Annotated in this window: 12 protein-coding genes and 1 pseudogene; 7 read left to right on the forward strand and 6 right to left on the reverse strand. The window is 68.4% G+C overall.

The window, feature by feature from the left end:
- Positions 1-4: 4 nt before the first annotated feature.
- The 5 genes from OIE51_RS13490 to OIE51_RS13510 all read left to right on the forward strand — a co-directional run bounded on the left by OIE51_RS13490 (position 5) and on the right by OIE51_RS13510 (position 7,400).
- Positions 5-802 (forward strand): very short patch repair endonuclease, encoded by a 798-nt coding sequence (locus OIE51_RS13490; RefSeq protein ID WP_326597897.1) that lies wholly within the window; start codon positions 5-7, stop codon positions 800-802.
- 633 nt (positions 803-1,435) lie between these two features.
- A complete protein-coding gene (locus OIE51_RS13495; protein WP_326597898.1) occupies positions 1,436-3,778 on the forward strand; it encodes an ATP-binding protein in 2,343 nt (780 codons plus the stop codon).
- A 5-nt stretch (positions 3,779-3,783) separates the two neighbouring features.
- On the forward strand, positions 3,784-5,442 hold the full coding sequence (locus OIE51_RS13500) for a DEAD/DEAH box helicase family protein (protein WP_326597899.1): 1,659 nt from the start codon (positions 3,784-3,786) through the stop codon (positions 5,440-5,442).
- Complete coding sequence (locus OIE51_RS13505; protein WP_326597900.1) at positions 5,439-6,038, forward strand: hypothetical protein; 600 nt, start codon at positions 5,439-5,441, stop codon at positions 6,036-6,038. The genes OIE51_RS13500 and OIE51_RS13505 overlap by 4 nt, the downstream gene beginning before the upstream one ends.
- 27 nt (positions 6,039-6,065) lie before the next feature.
- Positions 6,066-7,400: a sigma factor-like helix-turn-helix DNA-binding protein gene (locus tag OIE51_RS13510; protein WP_326597901.1), complete on the forward strand. Its 1,335-nt coding sequence runs from the start codon at positions 6,066-6,068 to the stop codon at positions 7,398-7,400.
- A 1,272-nt stretch (positions 7,401-8,672) separates the two neighbouring features.
- Here the strand turns inward: OIE51_RS13510 and OIE51_RS13515 are convergent.
- The 4 genes and pseudogenes from OIE51_RS13515 to OIE51_RS13535 all read right to left on the reverse strand — a co-directional run bounded on the left by OIE51_RS13515 (position 8,673) and on the right by OIE51_RS13535 (position 11,362).
- Positions 8,673-9,155, reverse strand: coding sequence for a transposase family protein (locus OIE51_RS13515; protein ID WP_442811918.1), 483 nt, complete (start codon positions 9,153-9,155; stop codon positions 8,673-8,675).
- A gap of 85 nt (positions 9,156-9,240) precedes the next feature.
- Positions 9,241-9,753 (reverse strand): hypothetical protein, encoded by a 513-nt coding sequence (locus tag OIE51_RS13525; RefSeq protein WP_326597902.1) that lies wholly within the window; start codon positions 9,751-9,753, stop codon positions 9,241-9,243.
- A gap of 204 nt (positions 9,754-9,957) precedes the next feature.
- Positions 9,958-10,593: pseudogene (locus OIE51_RS13530) on the reverse strand (NADPH-dependent F420 reductase); the annotation flags it as partial.
- A 40-nt stretch (positions 10,594-10,633) separates the two neighbouring features.
- Positions 10,634-11,362, reverse strand: a complete 729-nt coding sequence (locus OIE51_RS13535) for an SDR family oxidoreductase (protein WP_326597903.1) — start codon at positions 11,360-11,362, stop codon at positions 10,634-10,636.
- Between the two features lie 293 nt (positions 11,363-11,655).
- Here OIE51_RS13535 and OIE51_RS13540 point away from each other — a divergent pair, with 293 nt between their 5' ends.
- The gene (locus tag OIE51_RS13540; RefSeq protein ID WP_326597904.1) at positions 11,656-11,856 is read left to right on the forward strand and encodes a thiamine pyrophosphate-dependent enzyme; all 201 of its coding nucleotides are present in this window, start codon (positions 11,656-11,658) and stop codon (positions 11,854-11,856) included.
- Between the two features lie 462 nt (positions 11,857-12,318).
- Here the strand turns inward: OIE51_RS13540 and OIE51_RS13545 are convergent, their stop codons facing one another.
- Both OIE51_RS13545 and OIE51_RS13550 read right to left on the reverse strand, forming a co-directional pair.
- Positions 12,319-12,723, reverse strand: a complete 405-nt coding sequence (locus tag OIE51_RS13545; RefSeq protein ID WP_326597905.1) for a nuclear transport factor 2 family protein — start codon at positions 12,721-12,723, stop codon at positions 12,319-12,321.
- A gap of 290 nt (positions 12,724-13,013) precedes the next feature.
- Positions 13,014-14,024: an NADP-dependent oxidoreductase gene (locus OIE51_RS13550; protein WP_326597906.1), complete on the reverse strand. Its 1,011-nt coding sequence runs from the start codon at positions 14,022-14,024 to the stop codon at positions 13,014-13,016.
- A gap of 109 nt (positions 14,025-14,133) precedes the next feature.
- Between OIE51_RS13550 and OIE51_RS13555 the strand changes: the two genes are divergently transcribed.
- A complete protein-coding gene (locus OIE51_RS13555; protein ID WP_326597907.1) occupies positions 14,134-14,727 on the forward strand; it encodes a TetR/AcrR family transcriptional regulator in 594 nt (197 codons plus the stop codon).
- Positions 14,728-14,749: the final 22 nt, after the last annotated feature.

The raw sequence follows: 14,749 nt of genomic DNA on the forward strand, positions 1-14,749 counted from the left end.
ATCTATGCCGCAGACAGGGGCTGGGGGCCACTGGAAGGACAAGCTGCCCCCGGAGCGCGCGTATAAGCGTCGAGCCGGCGCGGCCGCGCCGGCAGTTGAGCAAGACCGCGCCGCCGGCGGCCGCGGCCGCCGCAACGTCGACCTAGGTGACGGGCGCCTCGCACGTGCCTCGATCGCACTTCGCTTGTACCGGAGCACACGACGAGTTCGCGCCTATCTACGTTGGTCACAGGACGGCAAGACCGAGGAGAGGTACGTCTGCGAGGTCGAGTCCGACTCACGCAAACAGAATCTGACTGAGGCGTGGCGACAAGCACGGGCGAAGGGACTTCTGGCGGAAGAAGCACTACCGCCCGAGTCGAAGGCGTCGTCGATCGAGGTGCGGGCCTCTATGCGCGGCAACCGCGGTAAGAACACCAGGCCGGAACTGCTGCTCCGCAGCCTGCTCCATCGCCGCGGCATGCGATATCGAGTCGACACCCGGCCAATCGCCGAGGTCCGACGCAAAGCCGACCTCGTCTTCCCCGGCGACCGCATCGCGGTCTTCGTGGACGGCTGTTTCTGGCATGGCTGCCCGGACCACTACCGGCCTGCCACGAAGAACGCGGACTTCTGGCGGGAGAAGATCAACGGCAACAGAGCAAGGGACACGGAGACCAACGAGACTCTGACGGCGGCCGGCTGGACAGTCATCCGCGTATGGGAGCACGACGACCTCGTCCAGGCAGCGGCTCGAATCGAGAACGCAGTCCGGCGAAAGCGTGGCTCAGCGCACCTCGTCGCTAGAGCGGACGACCACTGATCAGGTCACAGGGTGCAACGACGAGTGAGGCGGTTTACCGTGTGGTCCGGGGCTCTCCGGCCGCTGTCGCACGGGCGGCGTCCGCGCTACCGCGTCTTCGCGGGCCCGTGCCGGCACTGCGCCAGACGGCCGACCTCGTCTTCACCAGGGCCCGCGTCGCGGTCTTCGTGGATGGTTGTTCTGGCACGGATGTCCAGAGCATCCGCTGTCGGCGACGACTAACAGCGCCTTCTGGCGGGACAAGATCGCCGCCAACCGGATCCGGGACGCCGAGACGGACCGGATTTTCACCCAAGGGGGTTGGGGCATCCCGTGGTTCAGGGCACACGAGCCCATGAGGCCACCGCAGAACGCGTCGCGGACTGGTGCGTGAGAAGACCGCGGCCGCAGCGGCCACCCGCTCCTCCCATCAGCCGTGACCGGATCATCCCTGTTCACAAGAGTTCAACACCTTCGTCCCCGTCCCGGTAGCCACACGATTCGCCGGGGTTCGCAAACTTCGGCCGGATCGTCAGTGGTCCCCTCTATTCTCGGAATCGAACGCTCGGCTCATGAGAGTCGGTGGCGTCGCCGTGCCCACGCACGCCGTGGCCACCGTGACAGCGTCCCAAACCGCCAGGAGGTTCCGCAGGAGTGAAGATCACGCCTTCCGCCCGCGTGTTGAGCATGCTGGGCGAGATCGACTTCGACGAGTGGCAATGCGTGGCCGAACTCGTCGACAACCCCTTCGACAACTTCCTCGACATCCTCCGCTCGGGGACGGAGTGGCCCGACGGCTTCACGGTCAGCGTGACCCTGCCGTCTTCCCCGAAGGGGGTCCTGGAGGTCCGCGACACCGGGCGGGGCATGTCGTACGACCAGCTGGCGCGCGCGGTGCGTGCCGGTTGGTCCGGGAACGACATGCACGACAAGCTCGGCCTGTTCGGAATGGGCTTCAACATCTCGACCGCCCGCCTCGGCCGGCGCACCCGTGTCCTGACGACCCGCGCGGGCGACACGGAGTGGATCGGCGTCGAGATCGACCTCGACCGAATCAAAGACGATTTCGAGGCGGAGGACATCACCGAGCCGAAGAGCGACCCGTCCCAACACGGCACGAGGATCATCGTCGACCGCCTGCACCGGACGCGTGCCGAGTGGCTGCGCCGCAACGGTTCGGCGCTCCGCAACACCCTCGGCTCGGTGTACTCGTGGATCCTCGCCGAGCACCCCTTCGACCTCTACGTCGGCGGGACCCGGGTCAAGCCGGTCCGCCACTGTCGCTGGGGCGACGACCGCTACGTGCTCTACAACGGCAAGGAGCGGATCCCCGCCTACATCCAGATCGACCAAAAGCTCCAGGACGGGATCGCCTGCCAGGACTGCGGAGAGTGGCAGATCGGCTCGGGGGAGGTCTGCTCCGTCTGCGGTGGCGGGAATCTAACTGTGCGCGAGCGCCGGATCCACGGCTGGCTCGGCGTCCAGCGTTACCTCGACAAGACCGAGTACGGGATCGACTTCCTGCGCAATGGCCGGAAGATCCTGCGCTGGGACAAGCGGCTCTTCACTTGGAACAACCCCGACGGGATCGCGGGGAACGAGGAGCCCGAGTACCCGGTCGAACTCGCCCACCAGGGCGGTCGCCTCATCGGCGAGATCCACCTCGACCACGTCCCTGTCACCTATCAGAAGGACGCCTTCGAATACGGGGACCGCAGCTGGCTTACCACCGTGGAGCTGCTGCGTGGCGCGGCGCCGCTTCAGCCCCAGCGCGCCCACAAACTCGGCTACCCGGAGAACGATAGTCCGCTGGCCCTGCTCTTCAAGGGTTTCCGCCGCAACGACGCGGGCCTGCGCTACCTCGTCCCCGGCGACGGCCACAAGCCGGTCCACGCTGCCACCCGCGACTGGGGCCGGAAGTTCCAGGCCGGTGACCCGGAGTTCCAGACCGACGAGCACTGGTGGCAGCAAGTTCTACGACATGAGGAGATCAAGAACCGGGGCAAGGAGGCGAGGACGGCGGCCAGCGTGCCGACCCAGCCCGACGAGAAGGCCGTCGCGGAAGCGCTCGGGTTCCCGACCGACATGCCCACCTCCGGCATGGCTCGACCGGAGATCGCGGCCACCGCCTCCGCTCCGGCGGCCCCCGTGTCCGTGAAAGAGAAGAAGGAGACTCGTAGCGAGCGCCTGGCTCGCTACGAGAGCGTGGCGACGCCCCACGCGTACCTGCACCGGTCGTTCGGCCACCCCGAGCTCGGCTACGTGAAGGTGCGGACCCTGCTGCTGAAGTCGGATGAGCGGCTTCTCGACGACAACGGGTTGCACGTTCCGGTCCTCCTCGACCAGAGGTCCGGCAACGAGCTCACCGCCCTCATCGACCCCGAGCACGCCGCGTTCCGGCGGTTCGGCGCGGACTACGCCGATCTCCTCCTGGTCGACCTGGCCGCCGTCCTGAAGGTGCGGGCGCGCTCCGACTGGAGCCCGTCCCAGCTCGTCGCCGCGATCCGCGCCGAGTCCCTGCAGGACAGCGCGCTCGACGGCACCACTGTCGGCGCGGAGGCCCGCGACCTCCTCGCGGAGATCCGTGCGCGTGTGGCCGAGGCTCTCGACCATAGTGACGGTTACGCCACGGCCTACGATCACCTCACGCCTGAGGAGCAGTTCGCGACCGAGGAGGAGATGATCGCCGCCGGACGTGTCAGCCTCGTCGGCCATCTCGGCCGGAACTCCGGTTTCGTCCACCACATGCCCGCTCTGGCCCTGGTCCGGCTCGTCCAAGCGATGCCGGAGTCGTTCATGGACGGTGCCGTCTTCCGTGGCCCGTACGCCGGGGTGTCGTCGCCGTCCGGGAAGGCGCTGAGCCTGGCCCGGGTCACGGGTTGCCTCGCGGACGTGGCGACGCTCGGCACATTCGCGGGTGGGGCAACCGCCCAGCAGATGCGGCGGGCTCGCTTGAGCATCGCCCTCCTGCGCGACGAATTGGCGGGTGAGGAGTGAGCGCCGTGTTCCTGACGGCCGCCGAACTGCGCGACGGCGGCCCGGAGGGACTGACCAAGGCGCTCGAGCGGACCCTGTGGCACCTGGGCTTCCAGGACGTCCGCGTCATCGACGGCGCCCACGACCACGGCGCCGACCTGCTCGCGGTTCGCGACCGTGAGCAGTGGGTGTTCCAGAGCAAGTGGAAGGCGCACGGCGCGGCCGACCACGCGGGTGTCGACGACCTCGAGCGCGCCCGCACCCACTACCGCGCCGACAAGGCCGTTCTGGTGACCAACACGGACATCACCGCGTCGGCCGAGGCGCGGCGCCGGGCGTTGGCGGGGATCGGCGTCGACATCATCTTGTGGCACGGGGCCACCCTGGACGCCATCGGCCAGGGGATGCCCGACCGCGTGCCCGCTCCCTACGCCCTGCGGCCGTACCAGGAGCGGGCCGTGACCGCTATCCAGCGGGACCTCGACGCCGAAGGGACGGCACTGCTGGTCCTGGCGACGGGGCTGGGCAAGACGGTCGTCGGCGGCGAGGTCATCGGTAACCTCCTCGTCGCGCGTCCGGACGCCTGCGTCCTGGTAGTCGCACACATGCGCGACCTGGTCGGCCAGTTGGAGAAAGCGCTGTGGCGGCATCTCCCGAAGAATGTGCCCACCCGCCTTCTCACCGGCGAGAGCAAGTCGCCCCGGGCCCTTGACGGCGTTGTCGTCGCGACCGTGGAGTCGGCGCTGTCCGCCGTGCGCACGGGCTACGAACCCGACCTCGTCATGATCGACGAGACCCATCACGTGGCCGAGACCGGCAGGTTTGCGGAACTCCTTGATCTGTGTGGGGCTGCGGGGCGTTTTGGAGTCACCGCTACCCCCTGGCGTGGCGACAAATTCGACATCACGGCCCGCTTCGGCCGCCCCAGCTTCAAGATGGGCATCGCCGAAGGCATGGCGGCGGGCTACCTGTCGGCCGTCGACTACAAGCTGTACGCGGACGGCGTCGACTGGGACACCGTCCAAGAGATCAGCCGTCACGGTTACTCCATCAAGGATCTGAACCGGCGCCTGTTCCTCCCCCAGCGGGACGAGGAGATCATCGAGCACCTGCGGACGGCCTGGCGGGAGACAGCCGAACCCCGCGCCATCGTGTTCTGCCAGACAATCGAGCATGCCGAGCACATGGCGGGCCTTCTCGCCGTCTCGGATCCGGCATGGGCCAACGCCTCTCACCTTCACAGCGGTCTGCCGAAGCGTCACCGCGACGTCCTGCTCAACGAGTTCCGTCTCGGCCGCGTCCCGGTGATCACCTGCGTTGACGTGTTCAACGAAGGCGTCGACGTGCCCGACGTGAATCTGATTGCCTTCCTTCGAGTCACCCATAGCCGCAGGATCTTCGTGCAGCAACTCGGCCGGGGGCTGCGTCTGAGCCCCGGCAAGAAGACCCTGAAGGTCCTCGACTTCGTGACCGACATCCGTCGCGCCGCGGCGGTGCTGAACCTGCGCCGGACGCTGGAGGCTGAGGAGACAGAGCACTTGGAACTCCCGCACGTCTCCCGAATCGAGTTCCAGGACGAGACGGTCGGCTCCCTGATGGACATGTGGATCCAGGACGCCGCCGACCTCGAGACCGCGGCGGACGAGGTCCGCCTCCAGTTCCCTCTGCCGAAAGGAATTCTGTGACCGACTACAAGATCCCGCCCGCCGTCGAGAAGGCCGTAGTCACGCGGATTTACGCCCAGGCCGATGAGGCCCAGTGGCCGCACCTCCAGGACGCGGACCGCACCCGCCTGTACAGGGAGTGGACGGAAGACCCCGAAATCGGCGGCCGCCTCCTCGACTTCGTGGGGCAGCGGGCGAACATCCGCCCGTGGCTCAAGGATTGCCCCATGAAGGAGTACGAGCGGGCGCGGCGAGGGGAGGGCAAGTACGCCAAGTACGTGACACGGCCAGCCGCGACGCTCGAGCAGATGGTCGCGGCGACCCTCGGTCCCGGCTGGAAGGTCGTCCCAGGGACCACCCGGCAGAAGCCGATGCGCGCGAGAATCCGCGAGGTGGGGACTGAGGAGGAGGAGCGGCACTTCGTGGCCGGTACGTCGGCGAACCTCAAGCACCTCGTGTGGCCGGCCATTCTCGACCGGTCCACCGGGGAGACGTGGCCCTGGATGATCTGCGTCGTCGATCCGTTCCGTTCCCCCGTGTCGCCCGAGGAGAAGGACGAGCACCGGCGTGTGGCCGAGTTCCTCGGCGTGCGGGTTGTCTACTTCAACGAGATGTAGGGGGATTCGATGGGGGAGGAGTGGTCGATGGGTGAGTGGCTGGTCAGGGCGTGGGAGGCCGGGGCCTTCGACGAGCGTGAGCGGGCGGTCGTCGCGGGTCGGGCCGAGGGCCGGACTTTGGACGAGGTCGGGGCTGTGCTCGGGCTGAGCCGCGAGCGCGCGCGCCAGCTCCAGAACGGGGCGCGGAAGCGGCTCGCGGGGATGGCGGACATCATCCAGAGCGGCTGGCGGGAGACGGCCCGCGCCGCGGGCGCGGGCCCGGCCGCCCCGCGAGAGGCCTTCGCCGCCGCGCTTGGGGTCGTCGACCACGTGGCGCTGGAAGAGCTGTTGGCCGCAGCCGGACTGGACGCGCCGCGGACGTGGGCAGGGCCCTTGCGCGGGTGGTGGAGTGTCGATCCCAGGGCGCTGGGCGGCGCTCTGCGTCGACTCGTCGACGCCGCGCCCTTCCGCGGTGACGAGCTCGGCCGGGTGGCTGCCGAAGCCGGACTGCCGGCGGGCCTCCCCCTGACCTGGCTTCTGAAGCACTCCGAGTCGCGGCTGGCCTTGAGCCCCGACGGGCACTGGGTCCGCCGTAAGGCGCGGGGACGCGACGCCGCGTACCTGTGGCTGCTGGAGGCCGGGCGTCCATGCCGACCCGACGAACTGCTCGACCCGATGGCCGCGACGACCGTCGCGGCGGTGCGGGAGGCACTGCGCCGTGACGACCGGTTCCAGCAGATCCGCCCTGAGGGCACCTGGGCCCTGACTGAGTGGACGCACCTGCGCGCTTCCCCGTACGCCACGGCGGTGGAGGCAATGGTCGCGGTGGTCACCGAGTCGGGCCCCCTTTCCCGGGCGCAACTCTTCGCCCGGGTGATGGAACTGCACCCGGTCACCCCGTGGCGCCTGAAGCAGTGCCTGGTCAGCGATCAACTGGGCGAGACTCCTGACGGCCTCGTCGATCTCGTCTCCCGCGGCGCCCGCCCCATCGAGGAGGAGGAACCGCTCCAGCCCGACTCGATGGTCATCGAGGGCGACGTCCTGGGCGTGCGGATCCCTGTCACCCGGGACATCCTGCGCGGCAGCGGCGTCAACGTGCACACCTGGCTGACCTGGCGGCTCGGGCTGCGCCGGGCCCCGATGAGCCGCACATTCGCGACGCTCGGCGACCACTCGCCGCTCGTCGTCCGCCGCAGCACCAGCAGCGCCCAGCTTTCCAGCCTGCGCCGCCACGCGCTCGAACTCGAGGTCGTCGACGGCTGTGTGCTCGCCGTCCTCCTCCGCCTCGAAGACGACACCGCGCGCGTCGGACATGGCTGTGCGTCGGACACTTGCCCGGCGCGGCGGGCACGGGCAGCCGCGCCGCCTGCGGTGAAGGCCTGACGCCGCGTCAGGACAAGGCGACCCAGTCGAGGGCCACTTGCCCAAGAGCCACTCGCCCCGGCCCGCATACTGCAGTCTCTACCGAACCCCTTCACCGGGGACACCCGGGTGCGCCAGAGCCACACGAGCGGGAGCTGAACCGCCCTCGCCCGGGTCCGTGTCGGAGCCCTCTGGGAGCCGGCCTGCTCCCCGAGCACTCGGGAGACCACGCCGCGCCATTCAAAGCCGACACCCTCACCAGCACAAGCGTCTTCGGGGCTGGTCGCGATCTCCCCCGGTCTCATTCGGGACGAAGAGGCCGTGGGTTCAAATCCCTACCCCGGCAGAGGAGCACCAGTTCAGGGACCTACCCACGTAGCGGATCGGGCCCCTGGGCGATGCCCCCGGACCCAGTCCCTCGTCGCCTCCGCGCTCGCCTGCCTCGACCCGCCACCGACACGGCCGACCACCGGACGACTCCGCTGCCCGTGCTCCTCAACCGCGCGATGGGCACACTGACCGGATGGGCGCCGACTGCGATCCGTGGAGGAAGTCGGCCACCCCCACGCCACTTTCACACCAGTCAGGGTGGTGTCTCGCAGGGAACAGCGGGCAGCAGTGGTATTGCCCCTCCTGTTGGCCGACTCGGCGCGGATACCGCCTGACCTGCACGTATTTGGCGGAATGCCCCTGTGATTCCCAAGCTCAGAGCGCGAGTTCGATTCTCGTCGCCCGCTCCACGACAAAGCTCCAGGTCAGCGGCCTGGAGCTTGTTTGTTGTCCAGCCCTCTTCAGGCCCCTCGCATTACTTGCGCACCACTTGAGTCCTCGAAGCCCCCCGGGCGGCACACCGAGGATGCAATCGCTTGCGAGTTCGACAGGGGCCTCAAGTAGTGAGATTGATTTCAAGTGACCTGCGCCACACTCGCATCGGGCGGGCGGCGCAGCCGGGGTTGCGGCCACACACACTAAATCCTTTGTGCTCATTGGGAGTTGAGTGACTAGAGGTGGCTCCTCATCTGTCCCGGAGGCGCCGTCTTCATGGCCGTAGGCCCGTCTCTGGGGGGCCGACACGGTGTGTGTCGGCCCCCCAGAGACGGGTGTCGGAGGGAGTCAGGCGCGGCGCACCACTCGCGCACCACTCGGGGCGCTGTCCGAGCCTGACCGCCCATCGCCGTTCCTGTCCACAGTGAGCACTGTGCATCGTGAAGTTGCTGGTCGCGGGTCTGGTGTGCGCGGGGTTCGGGATGCTCGCGCTGGTCGTGGGCGGATGACTTTGGCGAAGATCGTCGGTCACCGGGCGATTTCGCAGTTCGTCAGGACCAGTAGCGCCCTGACCAGAGCGGTCGCCCACGTGGGGTCGGTGCGGACCTTGCCGAGGACGCGCCAGTTCTTCAGGTGGGCGAACCCGTGCTCGACCGGTGCCCGTACTGCCGCCAATGCCTTGTTGGACAGCTTCTGCCCGCGCGTCAGCGGCCGGTTCCTGGAGGCCTTGTAGCCGGTGATCACCGTCGGGTCGGCGTGGGGATCGCTGTCGTCGAGCCCGATTAATCCCAGGTCGGCGATCGCGCCGAGCCCGGCCGCCCGTAACTTGCTGGTGAGTTTGCGTGACGGCAGGCGGTGACCTCCGAGGTCCGTCCGGGGTGGGCCGCCCGGCCGCTGGTCACAGCGCAGCACCGCCGGCACCAGGCCCGCGATCCTTCCCAGGGGCAGGGCCCGCCACCGCGACCCGATCTTCTTGCAGTGGCCGCGTATCAGATCGGCGAGATAGTTCAAAGTGGCGCTCGACAGTGGCAGGCGGGCGGTGCAGACAAGGCCATCAGGGCCCTCGGTGGTGTGCTGGTTGTTCTTTACACCAACCTCAACTGCCGCCGGGAGCCTGCCGGTTACGCCCGGCCGCGCCCCTTCCTCCTGCGCGGCTACGGGCGGGCGTGAACTTCCCGTCGCCTCGTTTGTGCAGCCAGCCGCGGTCGGCGAGCTTGGTCAACTTCGCCCGCAGCGGCTCCAGCTTGCCGCGCACCGCCACCTGAAGGCCCAGCTCCTCACCGACACTCCTGGCCTGCACCGGCCCGCCGACGGCCCGCACGACCTGCAGGATCTTGCGGTAGTCAGCGGGCAGCGCGGCCTCGTCACCACTCTCGCCGCGGTGCGGGATCAGCAGCACCGCCTGGCCTGCCACCCGGGCCGGCCTCGGGGCGACGGCCGCAGCGTCATCGTCCGCGGCCCGGTTCTGCTCGGCCGGCCGGTGAAGGACCCGCTCGGCGATCACCAGCTCCTCCCGCTCCGCCTGGACCTCCTGCAGCTGTTTGGTCAGCTCCTCGGTCAGTGCGTCCAGTTCGCCCCGGCGGGCCGTGATCTGCTCCAGCTCCCGCATCCCCGCACCCTCCCGCGCTCCCGGCGTACCGGCCCGGTCACGGATCGTAGGAGCGGCACCACGCCAGGCGCAGCAGAACCCGAGAACGGCTCCGACCGACCGGTCAGACGATCTTCACCATGGACACCCGCCACCGACCGGCACGAGCACCTCTCCCAGCCCGCATACCACACCCGTGACCAGCAACTTCACGATGCGCACATCTCAGTCGGCGATGTTGACGCCGAGGGAGAAGTTGTAGTTCCCCACGCCATGGCGTCCCAGGCCCATCATCAGCACGCCGGCTCCCTCCAGCCACTGCGCCATCTTCAGGTCGCCGGTGTCCATCGGGCGGAGTCCGATGCTCTCGATGAACGCTGACGTGCTCGCCTTGGCCTGCGCGTCGTCACCGGCGATGAACACGTCCAGCGGGCGCCCCTGGGCCAGGACATCGCCGAAGACGGTGTTGAACGCCTTGACGACGTGGGCGCTCGCTGGGGCGGCCTTGGCAACCTCCTGCGCGACGGAGGTGCCGTCGGGGGTGACAACCCCAGTGGCACTGGGGTTGAAGGGGTTCGTGATGTCGACGATGACCTTGCCGGCCAGTGCGTCCCCGTACAGGCTGACGAGCGGCACGGCGCTGCCGTGGGGCACGGCGAGGATGACGATGTCTCCGGCCGGGACTGCGCCTACTGTTCCCGCCGTGGCGCCGCGGCCGAGCGCGCCGGCCACGTCCGCGGCCTTGGCCGCGTCACGGCCGATGACCTCGACGGTGTTGGCGCCGTCGAGCGCGCGGGCAGCGAGAACGCGGGCCATCTGCCCCAGACCGATGATGCTGATGTTGCTCATGGTGAGTGCTCCTTCTTTTGTTGCTGCTCTTCACTTGTGTCGCGTTGCCGGGTCAGGACCAGCGCGCTCCACCGTCGACGTGGAGGGTCTCGCCGGTGATGTACGGATTGATCAACAACGCGCAGGCGGCAGCCGAGACGTCGGAGGGATCCCCCACACGGCGCGCCGGCGCGGAGGCTGCGACGTGTCGGAACAGCTCCTGCTTGTCGGGCACCACGGCGTCCCAGTTGCTGGTGTCGATCACGCCGGGCGAGATGGCGTTGACACGCGTGGGCGCCAATTCGACCGCGAGAGCGGACGCAAGTGTGCTCACGCTGCCGTTGGTGGCTGCCATCGCGACGAGTCCCGGCGACGGCCGCCACGCGGCCAGGCCCGAGAAGAACAGCAGCGACCCCTCCTCGGCGATCAACCGGGCGAAGTGCTTGGCCAGCAGGATCGGGCCCACGACCTTGGCATCGAAGGCCGCGAGCAGCGCGCGGCGCTCAAGGGAGGCGACCGGCCCATTGCCTCGCTCCGTGGCGACGCTGACGAGATGATCCAGCCCGCCGGCGGCCCTGACCTGATCCGCGGCCGCCCGGATCGACTCCTCGTTCGAGAGGTCGAGTGCGATGGGCCGGACGGCGTCCCCGACGGCCTTCGCCGCGGCGGCCGTCTTCTCGATGTTCCGGCCCGCGAGCGTGACCCGTGCGCCCTCCTGGAGGAGATCAGTGGCCAGGGCAGCAGCGATGTCAGAGCCGCCTCCCACGATGAGAACGCGTTTGCCCTTCAATGAATACGGCATCGAACGCTCCACGCATGTTCCGCAGGACAGGCGGTGCACCCGTCCTCGTCGGACAGTCCAACAGCCAGGGAGGTACCCGCCCTTCCCGTCCGATCATCGATAAAAGTAAGAGTTGCGATAGATCCTTCTCATGCCAGAACGGTGAGCGGCATCTCCGCCCCCTGGCAACTCACGGTGGCATTTATTGGCGCCATCCTGCCGCCGGGCGCCACCCTCCGCGATGAGTCGATCATGGCCGGTAAGGTACGCTGCATGCCGCCACAGCCAGTGCGCAGGCCCACGACCTCCTCGGATTGACCGGCCTGTCGATCGGACAGGGACTGTCCCTGGCCACCGGGGCCGCGGACCTGGCTCGTCCGGATCTGGACTTCGTCTCCCTCGCCACAGGCATGGGTGTGCCCGCCGCTCGCGCCCGGACCGCGGAGGAACTCGCCCAGCAATTTCGCCGCGCACTGCTTGAGCCCGGTCCCCACCTCATCGAGGCCATGCTGTGACCTCACCACAACCGCTCCGCCGATTCGGATGATTCCTGTTGACCGGAAACAGCTGATCGTCGAGGTTGGTGTCCTGAACCGACAGGGCGTAGTCGCTGCTGACAACCGGCCCTGTCGGGCTGGGAAAGGCAGCAGAGCCGCAGAGCGGACGGCAGGTACCGATCCAGGAAGGGGTCGAGGTAGTCCGGCTTGACTGGGCAATCCGCGGGCGGTGCTGTCCGTTGTCGGGACGTCGGAAGAGGACAGCGCACTTCTCGGCTTGTGCGGTTCGGAACGCCAAGACTTCAGCTGCCGCCCCGCCGGTCCACGTCATCTCCTGTCACGCGGGCCCGACCCGAGCGATGATCGCCTCGGCGTCTTCGTTGGCCAGCAGGGGCACCTGCACTACGCGCCGCCCGACCGCGATGCCTGACGGCGCCCATTGCCGTCGCCCTGCACTGATACTTCAGCGATCACTGAACCTCACACGGCGTTGTCCATGCCGACGAACAGCTTCGCGATGCGCCACTCGCCGTCGGCGTGCCGCAGAGCGAACGTGTAGAAGCCGGTCGCGATCACGTTCACGCTCCCGCCCGCGTTCGACGTCAGCATCAGATAGGCCCACACCACTGCCGTGTCGGTGTCCGCATGGTGGAATACCAGGTTGATCAGGTTGTGCCTTCGTTGATCGGTTCGGGCTTCGGTCGCATCTCGCACGAGGCCGAGAATCGCTGCGTGCCCGACGAAGGGGCCCTGCTCGACCTCACCGGCGATGTTGACCGTCCAGGTGGCGTCTTCCGTCAGGACGCTCGCCAGCGTGACCAGATCTCCGTGATCCAGGGCGAAGGCGTAGCGTCCCAGCGTCTGCTGGATGGCGAGCTGCTCCACCGGGTCAAGATCCACCTCTCCCGCCGATGTTGTGTTCAGATGGCTGCTTCCCCAGCCGGAAGCGGTAGTTGTCGTCATATCAAGTCTCGCTTGTGCTCGGTTGTCGGTAAGAGAGATCGGGCGCGCACATCGGCAGCGGCCACTCGGCGGGCCAGGGAGAGCGGGCGATGGGACATGAGCATCGCGACCGCCTGGGCGCCGACCGCGCCCCACGTTCTCCGCGTCGGCTGTCTCGATGGCCGCCGATGCCGCGAGGACGGGCACGGACGCCCTGGTGAAGCGGCTCGTTCCTAGACGACCGTGAGCACGATCTTGCCGCGGATGTGCCCCCGGGCGGCGCGTTCGTGCGCGGCTCGTGCATCCGGGAGCGTGAACGTGCTGTCGATCGCGACGCGGACCGTGCCCGTGTCGAGCAGGCGTACCAGTTCGGCGAGCTGCGCGCCGTTCGAGCGGACCTGGGCACTCGAGACCGTGACGTCCAGCTTCGCGGTTTCTTCTTCGTCGAAGTCCCCGGGAAGTACGGGGAACTGAGCGCCGCCGCGCTTGAGCGTGCGCAGGAAGCGGTTGCTGTGGGGGCCGCCGACGGTGTCCAGAACGAGGTCGACGTCGTGTACAAGCTCCTCGGGACGGCTCTTGGTGTAGTCGATGAACCGGTCGGCGCCGAGATCCCTCAGGAACGATTCATGCGCGCCGGATGCCACCGCGATGACCCGCGCGCCCTTCCATTTCGCGAGCTGCACTGCGAAGTGCCCCACGCCGCCCGCGGCGCCGTTGATGAGCACCGTCGCGTCGGCGTCGAGTGCCGTCGGGCGATGCCGTGCCTCCTGGAAGGGCGAAGGATGATCGTGACCGACTTCGATCAGGAACTGCCACGCGGTGAGGCCGGCCATGGGTGCCCCGGCGGCGTGCAGGTGATCGATGCCGGTCGGTTTGCGTGCGAGGTCCGACGCGGGGGCGGCGACGTACTCGGCGTATGCGCTGCCGTTGAAGCTGGGAAAGCGCAGGAGGCCGAAGACTTCGTCGCCTACGGCGAGGCCGTGCACGTCCGTGGCGACGGCCTCGACGACGCCCGACACGTCTGTCCCCGGAATCACCGGCAGGCTGACTGTCGATTCCGGCTCTCCGGGCATCGTGGTCAGCCCGCCGCGCAGGTACCAGTCCGGAGGATTGATGCCGATGGCGTGCACGCGGACGAGTACCTCACCCGGCCCCGGCTCAGGAATCGGCACCTCGTCGTAACGCAGAACTTCGGGGCCGCCGTGCTCATGGAGCCGGACCGCCCGCATCGTGTGTGTCGGCATTGTTTTCTCCTGCCCGGACTGCGGGATACGCTTATTCGGATCAGTGACCCACATAAGTGGACCACTGGTGCGAATATATGGATCACTGATCCGGATAGTCAAGGGACAGATGCGGGCCGACGCCAGGAAGAACCGCGACCAGCTGCTCGCAGTAGCGGGCACCGCCATCACCGAGCAAGGCGTCGACGTGTCACTGCGCGACATCGCACGCAGGGCAGACGTCGGGCTCGCCACGCTGCTGCGGCACTTCCCGACCCGCGAGGCGCTGCTCGATGCCCTGCTCCGCACGAGCTTCGACGAGTTGACGGCAAAGGCGGACGAGCTGGAGAGGATGAGCGAACCCGAAGACGCGCTCGTCTCGTGGCTGCGCGACTGCGTCGCCTGGACAACCGAGTACCGGGGCGTGACCGTGTTGATGGCAGCCGCCATCGAGGACAGCGAATCCGCACTCCACGCCTCGTGTGTCACCCTGCGCGCAGCCGGTGCGCGGCTCCTCACACGCGCCCAGGCCGCGGGCGCAGCCCGGACCGACATCGACGGCACCGATCTGTTCGCGCTGGTGGCGGCGCTCGCCTGGCTCGGCGACCAACCCTCGCTCGCGCCACGCGCCGGCCACCTCTTCGAAGTGGTCGCGAGCGCGATCCTGACCAATGCGGAGAGCGGCAATGCCGAGGCAGAACGCCGTCCTGGGGTCCGTAGCTGAATTGGTCGCGCACACGGATCAG

It is taken from the genome of Streptomyces sp. NBC_01803, assembly GCF_035917415.1.
Lineage (GTDB): Bacteria > Actinomycetota > Actinomycetes > Streptomycetales > Streptomycetaceae > Streptomyces.

Bases quoted from the DNA above. Each gene is read 5' to 3' on its own strand.
- OIE51_RS13555 (WP_326597907.1), top strand. From the start codon at position 14,134: ATGCGGGCCGACGCCAGGAAGAACCGCGACCAGCTGCTCGCAGTAGCG.
- OIE51_RS13550 (WP_326597906.1), bottom strand. From the start codon at position 14,024: ATGCCGACACACACGATGCGGGCGGTCCGGCTCCATGAGCACGGCGGC.
- OIE51_RS13510 (WP_326597901.1), top strand. From the start codon at position 6,066: ATGGGTGAGTGGCTGGTCAGGGCGTGGGAGGCCGGGGCCTTCGACGAG.
- OIE51_RS13525 (WP_326597902.1), bottom strand. From the start codon at position 9,753: ATGCGGGAGCTGGAGCAGATCACGGCCCGCCGGGGCGAACTGGACGCA.
- OIE51_RS13535 (WP_326597903.1), bottom strand. From the start codon at position 11,362: ATGCCGTATTCATTGAAGGGCAAACGCGTTCTCATCGTGGGAGGCGGC.
- OIE51_RS13490 (WP_326597897.1), top strand. From the start codon at position 5: ATGCCGCAGACAGGGGCTGGGGGCCACTGGAAGGACAAGCTGCCCCCG.